The 17,472-nt window shown below is 59.0% G+C and carries 19 protein-coding genes and 1 other RNA gene; 5 read left to right on the forward strand and 15 right to left on the reverse strand.

Going from position 1 to position 17,472, the window contains the following annotated elements; all coding sequences use genetic code 11:
• Positions 1 to 136: 136 nt before the first annotated feature.
• The 7 genes from GbCGDNIH6_RS05545 to GbCGDNIH6_RS05575 all read right to left on the reverse strand — a co-directional run bounded on the left by GbCGDNIH6_RS05545 (position 137) and on the right by GbCGDNIH6_RS05575 (position 6,484).
• A complete protein-coding gene (locus GbCGDNIH6_RS05545; RefSeq protein ID WP_072563140.1) occupies positions 137 to 1,189 on the reverse strand; it encodes a peptidoglycan -binding protein in 1,053 nt (350 codons plus the stop codon).
• 1 nt (position 1,190) lies between these two features.
• Positions 1,191 to 2,354 (reverse strand): flagellar motor protein MotA, encoded by a 1,164-nt coding sequence (locus GbCGDNIH6_RS05550; RefSeq protein ID WP_072564385.1) that lies wholly within the window; start codon positions 2,352 to 2,354, stop codon positions 1,191 to 1,193.
• Positions 2,355 to 2,389: 35 nt separating this feature from the next.
• Positions 2,390 to 3,220 (reverse strand): OmpA family protein, encoded by an 831-nt coding sequence (locus GbCGDNIH6_RS12675; RefSeq protein ID WP_072563141.1) that lies wholly within the window; start codon positions 3,218 to 3,220, stop codon positions 2,390 to 2,392.
• A 44-nt stretch (positions 3,221 to 3,264) separates the two neighbouring features.
• Positions 3,265 to 4,098 (reverse strand): inositol monophosphatase family protein, encoded by an 834-nt coding sequence (locus GbCGDNIH6_RS05560; RefSeq protein ID WP_072564386.1) that lies wholly within the window; start codon positions 4,096 to 4,098, stop codon positions 3,265 to 3,267.
• 116 nt (positions 4,099 to 4,214) lie between these two features.
• Positions 4,215 to 4,778, reverse strand: coding sequence for an elongation factor P (efp, locus tag GbCGDNIH6_RS05565; protein WP_011631792.1), 564 nt, complete (start codon positions 4,776 to 4,778; stop codon positions 4,215 to 4,217).
• Between the two features lie 162 nt (positions 4,779 to 4,940).
• Positions 4,941 to 5,399 carry a hypothetical protein gene (locus GbCGDNIH6_RS05570; RefSeq protein ID WP_051459574.1) on the reverse strand — a complete coding sequence of 153 codons (459 nt, stop codon included), beginning with the start codon at positions 5,397 to 5,399 and terminating at the stop codon, positions 4,941 to 4,943.
• On the reverse strand, positions 5,396 to 6,484 hold the full coding sequence (locus tag GbCGDNIH6_RS05575) for a lysine-2,3-aminomutase-like protein (RefSeq protein WP_232449996.1): 1,089 nt from the start codon (positions 6,482 to 6,484) through the stop codon (positions 5,396 to 5,398). Before GbCGDNIH6_RS05575 ends, GbCGDNIH6_RS05570 begins: the two co-directional genes overlap by 4 nt.
• Before the next feature lie 52 nt (positions 6,485 to 6,536).
• On the opposite strand from GbCGDNIH6_RS05575, the gene epmA reads away from it, so the two are divergent.
• Positions 6,537 to 7,535 carry an EF-P lysine aminoacylase EpmA gene (gene epmA, locus GbCGDNIH6_RS05580; RefSeq protein WP_072563142.1) on the forward strand — a complete coding sequence of 333 codons (999 nt, stop codon included), beginning with the start codon at positions 6,537 to 6,539 and terminating at the stop codon, positions 7,533 to 7,535.
• A gap of 9 nt (positions 7,536 to 7,544) precedes the next feature.
• Here epmA and thiE read toward each other — a convergent pair whose 3' ends face one another.
• The 3 genes from thiE to GbCGDNIH6_RS05595 are packed head-to-tail and all read right to left on the reverse strand — an operon-like array spanning position 7,545 to position 9,637.
• Positions 7,545 to 8,189 (reverse strand): thiamine phosphate synthase, encoded by a 645-nt coding sequence (gene thiE, locus GbCGDNIH6_RS05585; RefSeq protein ID WP_072563143.1) that lies wholly within the window; start codon positions 8,187 to 8,189, stop codon positions 7,545 to 7,547.
• A 3-nt stretch (positions 8,190 to 8,192) separates the two neighbouring features.
• Complete coding sequence (locus tag GbCGDNIH6_RS05590) at positions 8,193 to 9,113, reverse strand: class I fructose-bisphosphate aldolase (protein ID WP_025286544.1); 921 nt, start codon at positions 9,111 to 9,113, stop codon at positions 8,193 to 8,195.
• A gap of 56 nt (positions 9,114 to 9,169) precedes the next feature.
• Positions 9,170 to 9,637, reverse strand: coding sequence for a hypothetical protein (locus tag GbCGDNIH6_RS05595; protein WP_072563144.1), 468 nt, complete (start codon positions 9,635 to 9,637; stop codon positions 9,170 to 9,172).
• Between the two features lie 65 nt (positions 9,638 to 9,702).
• On the opposite strand from GbCGDNIH6_RS05595, the gene GbCGDNIH6_RS05600 reads away from it, so the two are divergent.
• From GbCGDNIH6_RS05600 to GbCGDNIH6_RS05615, 4 genes are all read left to right on the forward strand, one after another.
• On the forward strand, positions 9,703 to 10,119 hold the full coding sequence (locus GbCGDNIH6_RS05600) for a hypothetical protein (protein WP_072563145.1): 417 nt from the start codon (positions 9,703 to 9,705) through the stop codon (positions 10,117 to 10,119).
• Between the two features lie 91 nt (positions 10,120 to 10,210).
• The gene (locus GbCGDNIH6_RS05605; protein WP_072563146.1) at positions 10,211 to 10,576 is read left to right on the forward strand and encodes a cell division protein ZapA; all 366 of its coding nucleotides are present in this window, start codon (positions 10,211 to 10,213) and stop codon (positions 10,574 to 10,576) included.
• Between the two features lie 8 nt (positions 10,577 to 10,584).
• A non-coding RNA gene (ssrS, locus tag GbCGDNIH6_RS05610) (6S RNA) lies at positions 10,585 to 10,741 on the forward strand.
• Positions 10,742 to 10,772: 31 nt separating this feature from the next.
• Positions 10,773 to 11,357, forward strand: a complete 585-nt coding sequence (locus tag GbCGDNIH6_RS05615) for a 5-formyltetrahydrofolate cyclo-ligase (protein WP_232449998.1) — start codon at positions 10,773 to 10,775, stop codon at positions 11,355 to 11,357.
• Here GbCGDNIH6_RS05615 and GbCGDNIH6_RS05620 read toward each other — a convergent pair.
• The 5 genes from GbCGDNIH6_RS05620 to iolD all read right to left on the reverse strand — a co-directional run bounded on the left by GbCGDNIH6_RS05620 (position 11,354) and on the right by iolD (position 17,451).
• A complete protein-coding gene (locus GbCGDNIH6_RS05620; RefSeq protein ID WP_072563147.1) occupies positions 11,354 to 12,265 on the reverse strand; it encodes a bestrophin family protein in 912 nt (303 codons plus the stop codon). The two genes, GbCGDNIH6_RS05615 and GbCGDNIH6_RS05620, sit on opposite strands and share 4 nt — an antisense overlap.
• A gap of 176 nt (positions 12,266 to 12,441) precedes the next feature.
• Positions 12,442 to 13,941: a CoA-acylating methylmalonate-semialdehyde dehydrogenase gene (locus tag GbCGDNIH6_RS05625; RefSeq protein WP_072563148.1), complete on the reverse strand. Its 1,500-nt coding sequence runs from the start codon at positions 13,939 to 13,941 to the stop codon at positions 12,442 to 12,444.
• Positions 13,942 to 13,949: 8 nt separating this feature from the next.
• On the reverse strand, positions 13,950 to 14,747 hold the full coding sequence (iolB, locus tag GbCGDNIH6_RS05630; protein ID WP_072563149.1) for a 5-deoxy-glucuronate isomerase: 798 nt from the start codon (positions 14,745 to 14,747) through the stop codon (positions 13,950 to 13,952).
• Positions 14,747 to 15,637, reverse strand: coding sequence for a myo-inosose-2 dehydratase (iolE, locus tag GbCGDNIH6_RS05635; RefSeq protein WP_072563150.1), 891 nt, complete (start codon positions 15,635 to 15,637; stop codon positions 14,747 to 14,749). Before iolE ends, iolB begins: the two co-directional genes overlap by 1 nt.
• Entirely contained in the window at positions 15,634 to 17,451 is a 1,818-nt protein-coding gene (gene iolD, locus GbCGDNIH6_RS05640; protein ID WP_232450000.1) for a 3D-(3,5/4)-trihydroxycyclohexane-1,2-dione acylhydrolase (decyclizing), read from the reverse strand. Before iolD ends, iolE begins: the two co-directional genes overlap by 4 nt.
• Positions 17,452 to 17,472: the final 21 nt, after the last annotated feature.

The following is a 17,472-nucleotide window of genomic DNA, read 5'->3' on the forward strand; positions in this document are numbered from 1 at the left end:
GCTCCGAAAGGCGTTGATCCGTGGTTTCAGACAGTCTTCCTGCCATTGAACGGCCGGGATATACGGGTAACGCCTGACGAAAGAATGGCGCTCACGTAACAAAATATGTCGCACCGCGTTTTTTTGCCTGACCGGGTCAGCGATCCGTCAGACGCAATTCGATCCGCCGGTTTTTTGCCAGATCAGCTTCGCTATCTCCCTGGGAGACGGGCTGATAATCCGCGAAGGCGTCAGCCGAGACATGGTTGCCGGGGACACCCTGTTCGATCAGTAGCCGGGCCACATTAATGGCGCGTTGAGCCGATAGCTCCCAGTTGGAAGCGAATTTGCCATTGACCATTTTCTGCCGATCGGCATGTCCATCGACCCGCAGCAGCCAGTTGACGTTGGGCGGAAATTTTTTCGACAGCTGGATCAGCGCGGCGGCGATATCCTTCACCTGCTGGCGCCCTTGTTCGGTCAGATCGGCATTGCCGGATGGAAACAGCACATCACTCTGAAACACGAAGCGATCACCCACCACCTGAATCCCAGGTCGCCCGGCGAGGACTTCCCGCAACTTGCCGAAGAACTCGCTGCGATATTTTTTCAGCTCCTCGACTTTCTCGGCCAGTGCGACGTTCAGGCGCATACCGAGATCGGCGATGGTGCGGTCTTTGGATTGGGCCTCTTTCTCCGATGCATCCAGTGCCGATTGCACGGCGGCAAGTTGGCGGCGAATGGCTTCCAGATCGTCATGCAGCCTGTCCAGAGCGGTATCCTTGCTGTGGATGGTCTGGTCCAGTTCAGCAAGCTTTGCCTCGGCGTGTTTTACATCCTGATCACGACCGGCAAGCTGGCTTTCCAGACGGGATTTCTGCTCGGCCAGTACGCCGGTCTGTGTCCTCAGACGGGCCATATCGGCTTCTTTCGCGGCCGCTTCATTGCGTAACCGTTCAAGAGAGTGCGCAAGTTGCCTGCTGTGTTGTTGCTCCAGCGCGAATTGACGAGAAATGATGGCCAGCTGCCGGTTCAGCTCATCAAGCCTGTGCTCTTTACCGGCCAGCGTGTAGGACAGAAAAGCCTGTGCCAGCACAAAGACCAGCAGCACAAAGATGATAACCATCAGCAGGGTAGACAGGGCATCTACATAGCCAGGCCAGACATGAAGGTTTTCGCCGCTGGTGTTGCGCCGCCGGGAAAGCGCCATCTCAGCCCTGCGCGTCGTCTGCCAGCGCGCCGACCGTGCGGGTCAGGATGCGCAGATCGTTGCGGAGTTCGGCAGTGGATTGAATGCGGCCCTGTTCGGCCTCGGTCATCTGACGCTGCAACAGTGCTTCGACGGCGCGCATATGGGTTTGCAGCAGTTCCGACAGGCTGCGCTCTTCATCGTATCGTTCGTTCAGAGCGCGCAGGACCGGGGTAAGCTGATTCTGGGCCTCCGCAATTTTGACCATCACCTGCTGGCCGGTACGCACTGTGTCGGAAAGTGATCCGATCCGCTCGGTCAATGCAAGCAGTGCCTGATGAGAGGCCTGACGGTTTTCCTCTCCCCGAGCGAGAGTCTGTTGAAGCCGTTCCATGTTTTCGGCGGTCTGTTCCAGCAGGGCTTGTATATAGACCGGCACGCTGCCTTCACCATCCGCCCCGAGCGCGCCGGAGGAAAGACGGGTCAACCCGGCCAGCCACTCTTCAAGCTCATTGAAGAAGCGATTCTGTGCCTGTCCGGCGGTCAGATCCAGAAAGCCCAGCACCAATGCGCCGGACAGACCGAACATGCTGGCGGAGAATGCGGTGCCCATTCCGGCGATCGGGCGGGCCAGTCCGGATTTCAGCTGCTCGAACATCATGTTCACATCACCGGATCCGTTGACCGACATCCCGGAGATGACGTCACTGACCCCGCCAATGGTGCGTAACAGCCCCCAGAATGTGCCCAGCAAGCCCAGGAAAATCAGCAATCCGGTCATATAGCGGGACAGTTCCCGGCTTTCATCCAGACGGCTGGCAATCGTATCGAGCACCGATCGCATCGCCGAGGCCGAGAGGGTAAAGCGTTTTTCTCCCGGCCGTGTGGTGCTGGCGGCCCTGGTCACCAGCATGCTGGCCATGGGGGCGAGCAGGCGGGGTTGACTGCCGCTGTCGGGTGCCTGATCCCGCCGGAAGGAGGTCAGCCAGCGTACTTCCGGTTCCAGCCTGGTCACCTGCCGGAGGTTCCAGATAATGCCGAGCAGAAGGATCAGCAGGATCAGCCCGTTCAGGTACGGATTATGCAGAAAGATCGGCTTCAGCGCCGGTTCCAGCGCAACTGCAATTCCCCCGACAGCAGCAAGAAACGCAAGCATCCGGAGAAGATACGCAACCGGCTTGACCATATTGGGAGCACGTGTCGAGCTGGTCGCGAGGCTCATTACGGGTGTCCTTGCGCCTGAGGAGGCTGTTCTGGCGGCTTATTGTCAGGTTTGGCGTCAGCTTGGGGCGGAGCCTTGCTCGGCTGTGTTCGAATAATATCGGCTCTGTCCGCAGGCCCGTTGCCGATATTGCTACCGAGAGCGCGGACAAAAATTTTGGTTGAGGGCATGCCCGCCGCAATCAGGGCGCTTCTGATGGTCAGGGCGCGGGACAGGGACAGGCGGCGTGCGGTGGAGGGGTCGTCAGCGGTGCCGGGAGCATAAGCGAGGATGGTAACACTCTCATTCGACAGCTTACTGACTTCCCGGGTGGCTTCCCGCAACGCGTCATTGGTGGCGGGGCTGATGTCGGAACGACCTGAGCCGAACATAACCCTCAATCCTTCACCGGTTGTGGACAGCCCCCCCGGTGCATCCGCAGCCACGACAGGTGGCGGCACGGGCGGAGAGGTATGGTCGGGTGCTGAAGGCAGGGGCGGCGCAATAACAGGTGCAACAGGGGGCGTTGAGGGCATTTTCACCGGCGGTGCTGGCGGTGTCGCCGGTTTTTTAGCATTCTCTTCTTTCGAAAAAGTCTTCTTACTGGATACAGCTTTGTGTTTCTTGCTGTTTTTGGTGGGTGACGGATGCTTGGGCACTGCTTCGTCGGTCTGCTGTCCCGTCACCGGGTTGCCGTCCAACTGATCCAGGGCACGCGTATCAACTTGTGCTTCGGCATGCGCTTCATGCAATGGCACAGGCGCACTCATTGCGAGCATGACCGTCAGCATGGTGCGGGAGAAGCCGGAGAAAAAGGAATACGGCATCATGCGCTTCATGGCGGTATTCATATCCTGCCCTCCAGACCAGACTCAATCCATGGAACAGCGATGAATCAACTTGTGCGGGATGCAGCTACCCCATCCTGCACGATATCAAGCAGTTTGGTATGCAGATGGCCGTTGCTGGCGACGACATCCCCGGTATAGAGCGGATCGGCACCGGCTGGATCGACAGCATAGCCCCCTGCCTCCCGTACCAGCAGCAGCCCGGCGGCAACGTCCCAAGGTTTCAGCCCAAGTTCCCAGAATCCATCATAGCGCCCTGCCGCAACCCAGGCGAGATCAAGCGCGGCTGAGCCGAAGCGGCGGATACCGGCCACCTGCGGCATCAAGGTACCGAGTGTGCGGGCAAAAGCCAGACGGCGCGGGGCGCTGACGGCTGCAAAAGGAATGCCGGTGGCAAACACGGCATCGTGCAGCTCCCGGCGTGCTGAGACCCGTAGGCGACGCTCGTTCAGAAAGGCGCCTGCGCCTTTTTCCGCCCAGAACATTTCATCGACTGCGGGAGAATAGACCACGGCGGCGGCCAGTTCGGTGTTGCCATCCGGAAGACGCCGTTCCAGCCCGATGCTGATGGCCCAGTGAGGGATGCCGTGCAGGAAATTCGTGGTCCCGTCCAGCGGATCAACCACCCAGCGCCATGTCCAGTTATCGCCACCCGACGCGCCGCTTTCTTCCATCAGCAGGGCATAACCGGGGCGTGCCTTGGTCAGATCATCACGGATCGACTGTTCCGAGCGCAGATCGGCCTGGGAGACGAAGTCCGACGGACCTTTCACACTGACCTGCAGCTGCTCCACCTCGTTGAAATCGCGCAGCAGCCGCTTGGCGGCACGCTGCGCCGCGTTCTGCATGACGGTCATATGAGGGGACAGGCGTAGGGCCATGATACGTTGGCGCTCCGGGCGGAGAAAAAACAAACTCAGGGTGACTGGATACGCCAGCCCGCCGTGCCTGAAAAGCGTCGGCGCGGCGGGATCGGCATCCTCATGCAGTGCAGATATTACTTCGCACGTTCCACATAGGTGGAGTCTTCAGTGCGGACCACGATGCGCTCGCCGGCCTCGATAAAGGGCGGGACCATGACGCGCACGCCGTTGGACAGCTTGGCAGGCTTATAGGAAGAAGACGCGGTCTGACCCTTCACCACCGGATCGGCTTCCACGATTTCCAGCGTCACCTGAGCAGGCAGGTGGATGGCCACCGGGTCACCTTCGACCAGATCAACTGTTACCTGCATGTTGTCCTGCAGGAAGGCCACTGCATCCCCCAGAATCTCGGCCGGGATCAGGGCCTGTTCAAAAGTTTCAGGGTCCATCAGAACCAGATTGTCACCATCGGTGTAGGAATAGGTGTAATCCTTTTCCTCCGTCATCAGACGTTCGACCGTATCGGCGGTGCGCCAGCGTTCGTTGGTCTTGTTGCCGGTTTTCAGATCGCGCATTTCCACCTGAATGAAGGCACCACCTTTGCCGGGGGTGATGATCTGCTGCTTCAGGACGGTCCAGCGGCGTCCGTCATGCTCGATCACCTGACCGGCACGAATCAGGTTTGCCTGCTGCTTCATGAAATTAAACTCTCGGGTGGATGTAGACGAGTGTCCGGGACGGAAATATCCCCGACGGGCGGCTGTCTAGACCGAACCGCCGGAACCGGCAACCTGTTATGACGGCGAAGGCGGCCATGCATATGGGATCATGGGCATTGAGGGACTTCAGAGCGGGCAATCTTACCACCCCCAGCCCGGTCCCCACATGCCGCCACCCCACCCCCAGCCCCATGGTCCTCCGCCCCATGGCCCCCAGCCGAAGGAGGCGCTCTGGTAGGCGAGGGCGGTCGACTGCGCCTGATTCGCCAGACGTTGCTGGAACGTCATCTGCTGATAGCGGCTGAAGGAAGGCTGATCACCCACAAAAAGGCATTTGCACACCACCGGATCGGCATACAGGAACGTCATCTTGTCGCCGGAGGGCTGCATGACGATGCGGTTGGGGGGCAGGGTGGCAAGGCTGGTCTGGCGTTCCGGCGTATTGACGGGTTTGATGACAAAGCCCGCTGCAGACAGAAGGGTTTCCTGATTGCTGATGATCTCCTCCTGAGTGGCACAGCCAGCCAGCAGGATGCCCAGAGCGCAAGGCAGCAAGAAAACAGAGAGGCCGCGCAGGGCAGGATGCTTGGATGCAGTCATGGCAAAGCCTCTCCAGACAAAATGTGGCGGTGGCCATTGATGTCGCGGACGGAGCCATCTGACTCCAGATAATCCGGATCAACCGGTACTTTCCCATATCCGCCGGGAATGTCGATGACGTAAGTGGGCCATGCAAGGCCGCTGATACGGCCACGCAAGGTACGAAGGATGGCACGCCCTTCCTCGACCGGCACGCGGAACCTTGCTGTACCGGGAGCAGCGTCCAACTGGTGCAGATAATAGGGCTTCACCCGAAGACGCAGCAGGCGACGATAAAGCGCCTCCAGCGCATCCGCAGAATCATTGACCCCTCGTAGCAGGACGGTCTGGCTCAGCACGGGGATGCCTCGACGCTGGAAAGACTGAATTGATAAAGCTGCAAGATCAGTCAGTTCTTTTGAATTATTCGTATGTAATATCAGAAAAAGGGCTTTATCCGTTTCCAGCGCATCCAGCATGGCTTGCGTTATGAGACCCGGATCAGCCACTGGAACGCGGCTATGAATACGGATGATATCAATATGAGGAATATTATTTAATTCATTGACAATAAAAGATAATCTTCTTGGAGAAAGCATCAGCGGATCACCGCCTGTCAGAATGACCTCCCTTATCTGGGGATGGCCAGCCAGCCAGTCGAGGGCAATTCTGAGCTGTTCCTTGGAAAGCATGCCTCCATCTGGCCCGACATGCTCCCGTCGGAAGCAGAAACGGCAATAGACAGGGCAGATGAGCAGGGGCTTCAACAGGGCACGGTCAGGATAGCGATGAACGATGCCGGGAACGGGCGACAGGGCATCATCCCCAATAGGATCAACACTTTCATAGGGGGCGGTGACTATTTCTGCCGTATCGGGGATTACCTGCAGGCCAATCGGATCGTGTCGGTCCGTGATCAGCGCCTGCATCGCAGGGGGAATAGCAATGGCATATTGCGCGGCGACCGCCTGCAATGGCGTCTCGTCATCAATCAGCCCGGCTTGCCGCAGATCAGCCAGACTACGCAGGCTGCGCGGCGTGTGCGAATGACGGCGTTCCTCGGCGTCTTTCGGATCATGACATGAACCATCGGGCATGAAGAGCATCTAGGCTCTCAGACCTCTTCCGGCAATGAGCCGGGGCTGGCAAAGAGTTAATATGGCAAGACCGACCTGGCATCCGGACCGCTTTGCGGACCGTCTTCCCTTTCTACACCGCCGTTCCGCACTGACACGTGCCGTGCGGGCGTTTTTCGATGCGCGCTCCTATCTGGAGGTCGAGACGCCCTGTGTTGTCCCGGCTCCTGGTGAGGAAGTCCATCTTCAGGCATTCCGGACGGAGCGGATCGGAGTGGATGGGATAGTGACACCCCTCTGGCTGCACACCAGTCCCGAATTTGCCATGAAGCGGCTGCTGGTGGCCGGGGCAGGGCCGATTTTTCAGCTGGCCAGGGTCTGGCGCAACGGTGAAGGCAGCGCCCGTCATGCGGCGGAATTCACCATGCTGGAATGGTACCGTCCCGGCAGTTCCATGGCCGATCTGATCGCAGAGACGATGGAGTTACTGCGTTCGGTCCTGCCGCCCGTCGTATCGAGCGGCGGTGTAACCACCCGGATCGACGAGCCGGAAATCCTGACTGTGGCTGATGCTTTTGCCCGCTATACAGGTGCCGATGTGCTCGCCACGGCTGATGATGCTCCGGCCCTCGCTGAATCTGCCGGTGTAAGATTGCGTGAGGGAGAGGGTTGGGAGGATCTGTTCTTTCGCCTGCTGCTTGACAGGATCGAGCCCCATCTGGGGCGGGAACACCCGACTTTCCTCACCCATTGGCCTGTGGCGCAGGCCGCGCTGGCACGACCCTGCCCAAATGATCCCCGCGTTGCAGAACGCTTCGAGCTGTTTGTCTGCGGTATCGAACTGGCCAATGCCTTTGTAGAGCTGACCGATGCGGAGGAGCAGAGACGGCGCTTCCTGATCGACCGCAGCAGGCGGCAGGCGCTGGATGGACAGAACTGGCCGCTGGACGAGGATTTTCTTGCCGCGCTCGCCTTTGGAATGCCGCAGGCGGCGGGGATTGCGATGGGATTTGACCGTCTGGCAATGCTGGCCTCCGGCGCGGACCGGATCCAGCAGGTGCAGTGGTTGCCCGAGGAATAGATCGGGACGTTACAGATCGTCGGTCAGAGCGGCCTGAATGGCACTATTCAGCGCCTTGACCCCGGCAGCGGGGCCATCAGGATGATTCCAGACCGCGCCGATGACAGCCAGAAAATCGGCCCCTGCCTTGACCAGAGGGGCGGCATTGGTCGGGTCGATGCCGCCAATGGCAACGCTCGGCAGCTCCATCATCTCCGACCACCAGGCCAGCAGGTCAGGGGTTGCCTCAGGCACGACCTCTTTCGATGTGGAAGGGTAGAATGCGCCGAATGCCACGTAATCGGCGCCAGCTTCCCCCGCGCTCATCGCCAGATCGCGACTGCCATGGCAGGAAACGCCGAGAGTCAGATCACCCAACAGCGCCCGTGCAGCGATGATGTCGCCATCCTCCTGACCGATATGCGCACCGTCACAGCCAGTTGCCGCCACCAGATCGGGGCGATCGTTCAGGATGACGGCAACGCCGCGATCATGGGCAACAGGGCGCAGCCGGTCTATGGCATGGCGCAATGCATCGTCCTCTAGGTTTTTCAGCCGGATTTGAAGCGCACCGACATCGCCCGCGTCCAGCGCACGGGCGAGCGTATCGGCGAAGCTGTCGGAATTGAGCGCCGGAGGCGTGATCAGATAGAGCCTGCAGCGCTCGTCCATCATTCATCAGGCCTTGTTCTGGAAGATATCAATGATCTTCCCCAGCAGCTCCAGAGCTTCCGCACGCGGGCGCTGGAAGGTGTTGCGGCCGATGATGGAACCGTTGGCGCCCCCATCCCGCAAACCACGGATGGTATCCAGCAGCTGGTCGGTGCCCGTGGTTTCGCCGCCGGAGAACACGACGATGCGACGGCCCGCAAAGGATGCCTGCACCACATGCGCGACACGTTTGGCCAGCGTTGAACGATCGATGTTCTGGGTCTCGTAGGTTTTCTGGGCGGCGGGAAGGCTGACCGCATCGGTCGGCGGCTTCACCTTGATGATGTGCGCGCCGAGCAGGGCGGCCATATGCGCGGCATAGGCGCAAATATCCAGTGCGGTCTCGGCCTTTTTGTCCAGTTCCGGACCGCGCGGATAGCTCCATACCACCACGGCGAGACCGGCGGATTTGGCTTCTTCCGCAAGTTCACGCAGTTCTTCCATCTGGTCGAACGCGTATTCGCTGCCCGGATAGATAGTGAAGCCGATGGCGGAACAGCCCAGACGCAGCGCATCGGCCACGGTGCCGGTAACGGCCTGATCCTTGGTAACGGCGAGGCTGTTGGAGGAATTGACTTTCAGGATCAGCGGAATGGAGCCGGCATAGGTGCCTGCACCGGCCTCGATCATACCCAGCGGCGCGGCATAGGCGCTCAGCCCGGCTTCAATAGCGAGGTCGAAATGATAATGCGGGTCGTAGGCAGGCGGGTTGGGTGCGAAACTGCGGGCCGGGCCATGCTCAAACCCTTGATCCACCGGCAGAATGACCAGCTTGCCGGTTCCTCCCAGACGCCCTTCCATCAGGATGCGGGCGAGGTTGGTTTTAGTTCCCGGATTGTCGCTCTCGTATTTATCGAGGATCGATTTGACGACAGGCGTGATACGCATCGGGCCGTTCTCCTGCTTGGGCTTTGTCGCGCTCGTAGCCCAGCGGAGCGCGTCTGTCACGCCGGGGTCTTGAGCCATGTGAGCAGAGCTTCAAGAGTGGTGTCGTTTCGCCCGCCCTTCAATGGCAGATGAAAGGCCGGTGGTGGTGTGGAGAGCAGGGGAACCCGTGCCGACTCCGCCATAAAACCGACGGCCGTACTGGCGGGGGAAGGAGAGAGAATGAGCATCAGAGGAGGGGACTCGCCCGATTGCCATGTCACGGTTTCGTCAACGGGCCAAGTCGCCCGTAAAAGGGAAGCTGCCAATCCGGGTACATTCCCGCAATCCGCGAGCGACTGAAAAGGAATATCGGGAAACTCCTTGCTGGCGGCCTGCATCATGGCCAGCCACCACCCGCAGCCGCCGGACGCCAATGCCCCCGGTGTTGAGAGCAAGCCTACGCCGGTTTGCGCGACAGAGGCATGCCAAAGTGTCCTTCTGATATCTTCCATTCCATGGACAATGACTGCGCCGAACCGAATCATGCTTGACCTTCAAGCGGTTGGCGGGTTTCAACGCAAGACAGGAATAAGTAGGCGGCGGAGGATCAATGGCCGGAAAGATTGAGGCGGTGGAAGCCACTGCGCGGATCGAGGCTGCTCTGGATCGCCTCGCCAATACGACCAGGGGGCAGCCATTCCCTCAGCAGGGACCCGATCCCAGGCTGGAGGATCTCGCTGCGCGGATCGATTATCTGGTGACACAGTTACGTGAGGTGCTGGCCGAAGACAGGCCGGCCGCACTGCCTGACCTGGAAACAACGTCACCTCCGGTTGAAGCAGTCCCTCATGAAGGGCCAAATGATTTCTCGACCGTAGCGGAAGCAGGCAACATGGCGGCTCCTCCATCACCGGCATCCGCACCTGCTCCTCAGGCATATGATGGTTCATATCATTCAGTCAGCTATGGGACGCCCACGGAAGAGGCGGGAAGTTTTACCCCACCTCATTATAATTCATGGCAGTAAGCCAGGACAGTTCAGGTCGGGACCCGACTCATAGGGCACCAGACTCCATGGCAGAGGCTGATGGCTGCCAGTCTCAGGGAGGGACAGGCAAATGGCGCAAGTGACGGTGCGCATCAATGGATACGCTTACACAGTCGGCTGCGAGGACGGGCAGGAGCATCATCTCCAGGCCATGGCACAGCAGGTCGAGGACCGGATCGACAATATCAAGTCGCAAGGCGGACAGAGCGGGGAAGCACGCTTGCTGGTGCTGGCGTCTTTGATCATGGCGGACGAAATTCACGATCTGCGCCGGGAAGTCAGGCAGCTGCGCCAGGACCCGAGCCGTGCCACCTACGGGGAGACACGGCATGAGGAGGGTGTGCCTGCCGTGCAGGATGATCCCGCCTTTATTGAAAGGCTGCGACGTCTGGCCGAACGTGCGGAAGAGATTGCGGCTTCGTTCAACCACCTTTAAACAGGTCTGTGGAGCTGCCCGGTGCGTCAGGCACATTAATCCCCCGGGCCGATAAGCATTCCCTCGGGAACTGGCGCTGTCATGATCGTGGTCATGATATCCGGTGCCCACCTGCTCTAGCAGGTCTGAGGAGGATGATACGCCAACGGCCAGGGTGGCTCCCCTTTTTCCTTTTTCGCACTATGACGCGGTCGTGATGATGTTGGCTGATCAGGACATGTCCCTTGCCGGGCGTAAACAGGCCCTGCGCCAGCGTGCCTACGCCTTGCGCGAATCGCTCGATCCCTCGGCCGGGATAGCCCTGGGTGAAAATCTGCTCCGCGACCTTCCTCCCACACCAGGCCATATCGTGTCAGCTTTCTGGCCTCTTCCCGGTGAACTTGATCTGAGGCCTCTGATGGCGGCGCTGTATGCGGGTGGACATCGAATTGCCCTGCCGGTGACGACGAAGAAAGGGGAAAAGCTGATTTTCCGTGAGTGGACTCCGGGCGTGGCAATGATCGAAGGGCGTTTCCGCACCTTGCATCCTGATGGGCCTGAGATTGTTCCTGAAACGGTGCTGGTGCCACTTCTGGCCTTCGACCGCACCGGAAACCGACTTGGTTATGGGGGTGGTTATTACGACCGTACCCTTGCCGCACTGCCTTCAGTGCATGCAATCGGTTGTGCTTTTGCGGCGTTTGAGCTGGAAGACGTGCCGGTGGAGGCAACGGATTTTCCACTCCGCGCCATTGTGACGGAGCGGGAGACGATCCTCTGCCCTGATCGTCAGCCGGATTAGGTTAGCACTCCATTTATCGGGGCAAGAGGCTCTGGAAGCTCTTTAACCCCCAGGGCTTCGAGCAAATCAATCTCGATGCCACGCACGATCGCATTCAGTGGCAGATCGTTCTGATGCAGGCCGAAAGGCTGTTCCAATTCGTCGCTGAGCGCATCCAGTCCGAAAAATGTGTAGGCGAGCACGCCGGTCAACAATGGAGTTGCAAAACCGAGGGTGGATACGAAGCCAAATGGCAGCAGCAGGCAGAAAATCCACGCTGTCCGATGCAGCAGCAGCGTGTAGGCGAAAGGTGTACTTGTCGAGACGATCCGTTCGCAGCCGCCCTGTGCAGCACCAATGGCATGGAGGCGTGTCTCCAGTGTCATCATGGGGATGTCTGACAGCAGACCCTGACGCCCCCATTCTGCGACTTCTTCCATGATGCTGCGCAGGATTGCTTCCGGTCGGTTACGCATGGGAAGCAGGCTGGTATGCTCCTGAGCAGAGAGATAACCTTCTGCTTCATCAAGGCCCTCTTCATCCCGCAGCCTTGCTTTCAGCAGATATGCATAAGCGATGCACTGATTCAGGACATGCGTCCGGCCCGGATGCGCGGCGGGAAGAAAAGCAATGACATCCCGTGCCAGGGTCCGCATCTCGATCACGACCGCACCCCACAGTTTTCGTCCTTCCCACCATCGATCATAACAGGCGTTATTGCGGAACCCGAGGAAGATCGACAGAGCCAGCCCGAACAGGGTGAACGGCACGCTGCTGAATTCGGGATAGGTACCCGGATGGGCATGTAGAACAATGGCCAGGGCCGTGGAGATCGCCATGATCAGCGAAACTTTGGGCAGGATGACCGGCAGCACCGATCCCCGCAGGGTGAACAGCATCAGGGCGCGATTAGGCTGTTTGACGATCATGGGATGCACGCTTACCGGCTCTTCGTCCCGATAGACAAGCAGCGATGGACAATCAGGGGGCGGCGTGGCACGCGAAGGCTACTATAGCTTTTTAGCCTAAGCAGCTTCTTAGAAGGTTTTATCGGACTCTTTTGGCGTTCATGATTTCTGAAACGTTTGCCTGGTCACGCGTAAGTTCAGGCCATGGTCGGGATAAGGAAGGCATTATTCCCCGTTGCCGAACCGTCCGGCCAACGCTGTGTCACCAATTTCGTCTTGGTAAAAAAGCGGAGACCTTCCAGGCCATATTGATTCATGTCACCAAAAGCGGAGCGTTTCCAGCCTCCGAAAGAATGGTAGGCGACGGGCACCGGCACCGGCACATTGACCCCGACCATGCCAACGTCGACGCGTTGTATGAATTCCCGCGCGGCATGCCCGTTGCGGGTGAAGATCGCAACGCCATTGCCATATTGATGTGCTGATGGCAGCGCGACGGCCTCCTCGAAGGTTTTTGCGCGCACGATCTGCAGTACCGGCCCAAAAATCTCATCAGTATAGGTCTGCATCTTTGTCGTCACATGATCAAATAGCGTGGGACCGACAAAGAAGCCTTGTTCATACCCTTGCAGTTCAAAATCACGACCATCGACAACGAGCTCAGCACCTTCGTCAACGCCTATCTGGATATAGTGTTCGACCCGTGCCTTGTGGTGGGCGCTGATGAGGGGCCCATAATGTGCTTCGGGATCAAGCGCGCTGCCAACGCGCAATCCGCTGATTGCATCGACCAGCCGACCCCGCAGTCGATCCGCGGTTTCCTCGCCGACCGGAACGACAACGGGCAGCGCCATACAGCGTTCGCCGGCCGAGCCATAAGCTGCTCCAATGATGTCAGTGACAGCCTGGTCAAAATCAGCATCTGGCATGACAATACCATGGTTCTTGGCGCCACCCATTGCCTGGACGCGCTTCCCGGCGGCGGTTCCGCGTGCATAAACGCTCTGGGCGATCTCTGACGAGCCCACGAAGCTGATTGCCGCAATATCTGGATGATCGATGATCGCATCAACGACTTCCTTGTCGCCATGCACGACCTGCATGATATCTTGGGGTAGGCCCGCCTCAATCAACAGTTCAGCAAGGCGTACCGGGACCGAGGGGTCACGCTCGGAAGGTTTCAGGATGAAGGCATTGCCGGCAGCAAGTGCAGGACCCATCATCCACATCGGAATCATCGCGGGAAAATTAAACGGGGTGATGCCAGCCACAACGCCAAGCGGTACGCGCATGGAGTAGACGTCGATCCCCGGCCCTGCACCCTGCGTATATTCCCCTTTGAGGGCATAAGGGATGCCTGCGCAGAACTCGATCACTTCCAGACCGCGCAGAATATCTCCCCTGGAGTCCGCAACAACTTTGCCATGCTCGACCGATAATAGACGTGCGAGCGCATCCATATTACGCTCGATCAACTCTTTGAAGCGGAACATAATACGCGCACGCCGCTGCGGATTGACGGCTGCCCAGTGCGGTTGAGCAGCTTTTGCCGCCATCACCGCGCGATTGAGATCATCCGCGCTCCCCAGCGCTACACGGCCCGATTGAATGCCCGTACTCGGATTGAAAACGGGGCCGGTGCGGGTCTGCCCATGCGGAACGCGCTCGCCTGACAGAAAGTGGTGAATCAGTTCCATGATGAATCCTATTTTTTCATGATCCATGCGTGCGCAGGGTCGTTTTTAAAGATCCATTGGCGACGCGGACCGGCCATCACGTTGAGATAATAGAGGTCGTAGCCGTAAGGAGTGCCAACTGGGTGATATCCACGTGGGACCAGGACGGCGTCGCCGGTTTCCACCGTCATCGTTTCGTCGATCAGGCGGTCATCGGTATAGACACGCTGGAAGGCAAAGCCCTGTGGCGGTGAAAGGCGGTGATAATAAGTTTCTTCCAGAAGGCTTTCTTCCGGATAAGAGTCGCGATCATGCTTGTGCGGCGGGTAGCTCGACCAATGTCCGGCTGGCGTGATCACCTCGACCACAAGAAGAGCTTCCGCTTCAGCCTTGTCGTCAAGAATGTTGCGCACATATCGCTGGTTGGCACCCTCGCCACGGATTTCCTGTCCGACCTGATCTGGGGGGATCAGGCGGGGTAACCCCGAGCCCGCCGCGGGGGCGGTACAAAGGGCGATCCCAGCGTCTTCGATCGCCCGGATCCTATAGGGTAGGCCTGCTGGAATATACACAGAGGTCGGAGGCCCATCGAAGACATCGGCTCGGTCGCCGAGTGCCGTGAACGTCTCCAGGCCGGCGGCGACATCGACCTTGCCGGTCAGGATCACCAGGCAGGCCTCGCGGTCTTCCTCGCACCCTGTATAAGCCTTTCCGGCGGTCAGCTGGATCACGCGGAAGCCGACATAGCGCCAGCCCGCACTCTGCGGCGTGATGTCCATCACAACCCCATCGCCATCGGGAGCGACGCTGTGAACGAGGAGCGACATCAGATCAGTCCGCTGGTGCGTGCCAGGCTCTTCAACGTGTCAAGCCCGAGCTGACTGTAATCGCGCGGATTGGCAATTGCCGGATCCTGCTCTGCTTCAATCACGATCCAGCCGGAATAGTCCATACCGGCGAGTTCCATCAGGAGCGGTGCATAATCATAGTCGCCATCGCCCGGCGTGGTAAACATTCCCCCCATCACGCCATCAAGGAAGCTCATGCCGTTCGTCAGATATGCATGGTACCTTCTCGACCGTACGTCCTTGCAATGCACGTGGGCAACCCTTTCTGACCAGTGGCGAATCACTGCGATGGGGTCAATCCCGCCATAAATTGCGTGACCCGTGTCCAGAACCAGGCCGACGTGATCATCCGTGTGCGCAAAGAATTGTTCGAGCTCCTCCTGTGTTTCGACAACGGTGCCGAGATGATGGTGGTAAGCAAAGCGGAGACCATTGTCAGTGACGTAGTGCGCTACCCGGTTCAGCCGTTCTCCAAACTGCGGCCAGTCTTCTGCCTGGAGGGTAGGGTGCTTATCGAGGTGGCTTGACCTGTCACTGTGGACGGCATTGCTTGTTTCAGCGAGTATGAAGACGGTTGAATCCATGGCCTTGAGCAGGGCCAGATGAGGTTGCAAAGCCGCAATCTCTGCCTCAGCCTCCCGCGTGAGTAAGCTGGAGCCATACCATCCGCCGATAATGTTGAGGCTGTAGCGCTCCATAATAGGCTTCAGCACGATCGGATCGCGCGGGAATTTGTTGCCGAGTTCGACGCCGTCAAACCCGATCTTGCGAACCTCTGTCAGCAGTTGATCAAGTGTCGTGTCACCACCCAGCTCCGGCATGTCGTCATTTGCCCAGGCGATCGGGCTGACGCCCCAACGGATCGTCATTGACTTTCTCCACGCAGTTTCTGTTCGTAACGGTCACGCGCAGTCTTTACCTCGGCGCGCTCGGAGACTTCGGCGACCACCACGTCCCACCAATGGCCGCCTGCTTCGGTGGTGATCGATGGATCTGTGTTGATCACGATGACGTAACTTGCGGGTGCCGCCTTGGCGCGCACCAGCGCTTCCTCAAGCTCTGGGATGCCAGCCACTTTTTCGGCACTTGCACCAAGCCCACGGGCATGCAGCACAAAGTCGATGTTGGCCTCGTTTTTATGGAGGGTATCTTGCAACAGATTGTTGAAAGGCCGGCCACCGGTCGCTTTTTGCAATCGATGTATGCAACCGAAACCGCGATTATCCAGCAGCAAGACTATGATCTTGTGGCCGAGCATGATCGAGGTCGCGAGTTCAGAATTCAACATCAGATAGCTTCCGTCACCGACCATCACGAAAACATCCCGCAGTGGCAGCGCCATTTTCACGCCGAGGCCGGCGGCGATCTCATATCCCATACACGAAAAACCATATTCGACATGGTAGCCGAGTGGACACGACGTGCGCCAAAGCTTGTGAAGTTCGCCGGGAAGGCCACCTGCTGCGCAGACCACGACACTGTTTTCGCCGGCATTGCGCCAGACCGCGCCGATGACTTCTCCATCCGACGGAAGCCTCATCGGCCGCGGGGTGGTAGCCTTTTCCCATGCGCGGTTCCATTCCAGGACGGCCTTACAGTTGGCGTCTTGCCAATTCTCGTCCGCGCCCCAGCCTTCCAGAGCTTTCAGGAGCTCCTGAAGTCCCTCGCGGGCATCACCCACCACAGGAAGTGCGCCATGCTTGCCGGCATCGTATGCGGCCACATTCATCTGAATAAGGGTCTGCGCCTTGCCAAAGATCGTGCGGGAACCGGTTGTGAAATCCTGCAGTCTCGTACCAACCGCAATGACGCAATCCGCCTCTGATGCTGCCTGGTTGGCAGCGCTGGTTCCGGTCACACCGAGCGAACCCACAGCCTGTGGATGATCCCAAGGAAGGCTGCCCTTGCCAGCCTGTGTTTCGGCAACTGGTGCGCCGATCCGTTCAGCGAACTGCGCCAGCATGGTTTCCGCGCCGGAATAGAGCACCCCCCCGCCGGCAACAATGAGCGGACGCTGCGAGGCACGAATGGCGTGCGCCGCATCATCTAATTCCGCGAGGGCTGGGCGGATCCGACGCGTGTGCCAGATCCTATGTTCGAAGAAATTCTCTGGATAATTGAAGGCCTCGGCCTGAACGTCCTGGCACAGTGCAAGCGTGACCGGTCCGCAGGTTGCGGCATCGGTCAGGATGCTCATCGACTGAGGAAGAGACTCAAGGATTTGCTCGGGCCGTGTAATTCGGTCAAACCAACGTGAAACCGGGCGGAAGCAGTCATTCGCGCTGACGGTTGCATCCTCAAAACTTTCGATCTGCTGAAGCACGGGTGCGGGCCGCCGGCTTGCAAAGACGTCACCGGGCAGGAACAACACGGGCAGACGATTGACATGTGCCAGCGCCGCCGCCGTCACCATATTGGTGGCGCCAGGCCCGATCGATGTCGTACAGGCCATCGCCCGCCGCCGGCGAGAAGCCTTGGCGAAAGCGATGGAGGCATGCGCCATTCCTTGTTCATTATGGGCGCGGAAAGTTGGCAACGTATCACCAGTTCCTGCGAGCGCCTCCCCCATGCCTGCAACGTTGCCATGGCCGAAAATTGCCCAGACACCTGCAAAATAGGAAATTTTCACCCCGTCCAGCTCGACGAATTGAGCCTGCATCCACCGCACCAGCGCCTGAGCCATGGTCAGCCGCACTGTCTGCAT

Origin of the sequence: Granulibacter bethesdensis (assembly GCF_001889525.1) — a bacterium.
GTDB lineage: Bacteria > Pseudomonadota > Alphaproteobacteria > Acetobacterales > Acetobacteraceae > Granulibacter > Granulibacter bethesdensis_C.

Excerpts from the sequence above, each read along its gene's own strand:
- GbCGDNIH6_RS05595 (WP_072563144.1), bottom strand. The coding sequence starts at position 9,637 with ATGATTCGGTTCGGCGCAGTCATTGTCCATGGAATGGAAGATATCAGA.
- GbCGDNIH6_RS05605 (WP_072563146.1), top strand. The coding sequence starts at position 10,211 with ATGGCGCAAGTGACGGTGCGCATCAATGGATACGCTTACACAGTCGGC.
- GbCGDNIH6_RS05545 (WP_072563140.1), bottom strand. The coding sequence starts at position 1,189 with ATGGCGCTTTCCCGGCGGCGCAACACCAGCGGCGAAAACCTTCATGTC.
- GbCGDNIH6_RS05590 (WP_025286544.1), bottom strand. The coding sequence starts at position 9,113 with ATGCGTATCACGCCTGTCGTCAAATCGATCCTCGATAAATACGAGAGC.
- epmA (WP_072563142.1), top strand. The coding sequence starts at position 6,537 with ATGGCAAGACCGACCTGGCATCCGGACCGCTTTGCGGACCGTCTTCCC.
- GbCGDNIH6_RS05615 (WP_232449998.1), top strand. The coding sequence starts at position 10,773 with ATGATGTTGGCTGATCAGGACATGTCCCTTGCCGGGCGTAAACAGGCC.
- GbCGDNIH6_RS05600 (WP_072563145.1), top strand. The coding sequence starts at position 9,703 with ATGGCCGGAAAGATTGAGGCGGTGGAAGCCACTGCGCGGATCGAGGCT.
- GbCGDNIH6_RS05570 (WP_051459574.1), bottom strand. The coding sequence starts at position 5,399 with ATGACTGCATCCAAGCATCCTGCCCTGCGCGGCCTCTCTGTTTTCTTG.
- GbCGDNIH6_RS12675 (WP_072563141.1), bottom strand. The coding sequence starts at position 3,220 with ATGAATACCGCCATGAAGCGCATGATGCCGTATTCCTTTTTCTCCGGC.
- GbCGDNIH6_RS05620 (WP_072563147.1), bottom strand. The coding sequence starts at position 12,265 with ATGATCGTCAAACAGCCTAATCGCGCCCTGATGCTGTTCACCCTGCGG.
- iolE (WP_072563150.1), bottom strand. The coding sequence starts at position 15,637 with ATGACGATCCGTTGGGGCGTCAGCCCGATCGCCTGGGCAAATGACGAC.
- GbCGDNIH6_RS05550 (WP_072564385.1), bottom strand. The coding sequence starts at position 2,354 with ATGGTCAAGCCGGTTGCGTATCTTCTCCGGATGCTTGCGTTTCTTGCT.
- GbCGDNIH6_RS05560 (WP_072564386.1), bottom strand. The coding sequence starts at position 4,098 with ATGGCCCTACGCCTGTCCCCTCATATGACCGTCATGCAGAACGCGGCG.
- thiE (WP_072563143.1), bottom strand. The coding sequence starts at position 8,189 with ATGATGGACGAGCGCTGCAGGCTCTATCTGATCACGCCTCCGGCGCTC.
- iolD (WP_232450000.1), bottom strand. The coding sequence starts at position 17,451 with ATGGCTCAGGCGCTGGTGCGGTGGATGCAGGCTCAATTCGTCGAGCTG.
- iolB (WP_072563149.1), bottom strand. The coding sequence starts at position 14,747 with ATGTCGCTCCTCGTTCACAGCGTCGCTCCCGATGGCGATGGGGTTGTG.
- GbCGDNIH6_RS05575 (WP_232449996.1), bottom strand. The coding sequence starts at position 6,484 with ATGCTCTTCATGCCCGATGGTTCATGTCATGATCCGAAAGACGCCGAG.
- GbCGDNIH6_RS05625 (WP_072563148.1), bottom strand. The coding sequence starts at position 13,941 with ATGGAACTGATTCACCACTTTCTGTCAGGCGAGCGCGTTCCGCATGGG.
- efp (WP_011631792.1), bottom strand. The coding sequence starts at position 4,778 with ATGAAGCAGCAGGCAAACCTGATTCGTGCCGGTCAGGTGATCGAGCAT.